1 protein-coding gene is annotated in these 1,115 nt (G+C 56.1%); it reads left to right on the forward strand.

Annotated features, from left to right (window positions below; genetic code table 11):
* Nucleotides 1-64: 64 nt before the first annotated feature.
* Nucleotides 65-1,075, forward strand: a complete 1,011-nt coding sequence (locus AC2FJV_RS20155; protein ID WP_496714491.1) for an IS30 family transposase — start codon at nucleotides 65-67, stop codon at nucleotides 1,073-1,075.
* Nucleotides 1,076-1,115 lie beyond the last annotated feature (40 nt).

Below are 1,115 nucleotides of genomic sequence, written 5' to 3' on the forward strand. Positions count from 1 at the left end.
CGGTGGATTCCCAAACGAAGTGCAAATTCTGTATTAGAACAGATGTTTGCATGGAGGTTGCTGAATGGGAAGCTTTTACCCTCACCTGAGTTTGGAGGAACGCCGCAAGATTGCCAAGTGGCGTGAAGCCAAAATGCCGGTGCCAGAGATCGCGGATCGGATGGGTCGCGCTCCGTCGACGATCTATCGCGAATTGAAACGCAATTTCTTCAGGGACAAAGAGCTGCCGCAGTTGAACGGTTATCACGCGGTAGCAGCGCAGAAAATGTATGAACGCCGCCGGGCCATCCATCGGAAGATGATCGCGCATCCGGATTTGAAGGCGGCCATAGAGGATCGCCTGAAAGCTGGCTGGTCTCCGGAGCAGATCGCAGGTCGCATGCGCATGGAACGCCACCCGATCCGTGTGAGCCACGAGACGATCTACCGTTTTGCCTATTCCAAGGATGGGCGTGACGAGCAATTTTACCGGCATCTCCCCGAACACCGAAGGCGCCGCAGGCCACGCGGACATCGGCGGCATCACCGCACGCAGATCTTCGACAGCCAGAGCCTGTCACGAAGGCCTGAGCGCGTTGGAGAACGTACCGAGTTTGGCCATTGGGAGTGCGATCTCATGATGTTTCGCAAAGAGTATGGGAAGATCAATGTGACGTCCCTCGTCGAGCGTGTGAGCCGCTATGCGGTCGTCATTCGCAATGAAGACCGCCGGTCCAAACCGATCATGGAGGCGTTGATCAACGGGCTCGCACCCCTGCCCGCTGAAGCGCGCCAGTCCGTCACTTTTGATCGCGGCACCGAGTTCTCGGCTTGGCAGCGTCTGAAAACTGGTATCGGCGCGGATGCGTGGTTCTGTGACCCACAAGCGCCCTACCAAAAAGGCACAGTCGAAAACACCAACAACAGGCTGCGAAGATACCTCCCCAGATCAACCGAACCGACGGCGCTGACAAATCGATATTTGAGGTCGATTTGCCATCGCCTCAATTCTACGCCGCGCAAGTGCCTCGGCTACCGAACGCCAGCCGAGGTCTTCGAAAGCAATCTGATGGAAATCCAGAACCGGCTGACGTAAAAGAACAAATCAGAAATTGCGCTTCAGCATGAGTTCACAA

Source organism: Ruegeria sp. CDSA241 (assembly GCF_059611265.1).

Bases quoted from the DNA above. Each gene is read 5' to 3' on its own strand.
- AC2FJV_RS20155 (WP_496714491.1), top strand. From the start codon at position 65: ATGGGAAGCTTTTACCCTCACCTGAGTTTGGAGGAACGCCGCAAGATT.